This window comes from Streptomyces sp. NRRL S-337, from assembly GCF_000720175.1.
GTDB lineage: Bacteria > Actinomycetota > Actinomycetes > Streptomycetales > Streptomycetaceae > Streptomyces > Streptomyces siderophoricus.
Window position 1 is genome coordinate 1 of record NZ_JOIX01000195.1, and the last position, 356, is coordinate 356.

1 protein-coding gene is annotated in these 356 nt (G+C 66.6%); it reads left to right on the forward strand.

The annotated features are described in order from the left end of the window. Nucleotides 1-356: TIM barrel protein (locus IG62_RS0141050; RefSeq protein ID WP_030816429.1), on the forward strand; the 356-nt coding region annotated here is incomplete at both ends.

The following is a 356-nucleotide window of genomic DNA, read 5'->3' on the forward strand; positions in this document are numbered from 1 at the left end:
CGAGTTCGCCCGCTCGCTGGGCTGCACGACCTTCAACGCCCTGTACGGCAACCGCGTCGAGGGCGTGGATGCGGCGGAGCAGGATGCGCTGGCGCTTGCGAATCTGGCGTTCGCGGCGCGTGCGGTGGGCGAGGTCGGTGGGACGTTGCTGATCGAGGCGCTCAATGCGCCGGAGTCGCCGAAGTGCCCGATCGTCTCGGCGCCCAAGGCGATCGAGATCGTCGATGCGGTCAACGCGGCGACCGGTTTGGACAACACCCGGTTCCTGATGGACCTGTACCACCTGTCGATGAACGGCGAGGACTTGGAAGAGGTCATCGACCGCTACACCGCCAAGACCGCGCACGTGCAGATCG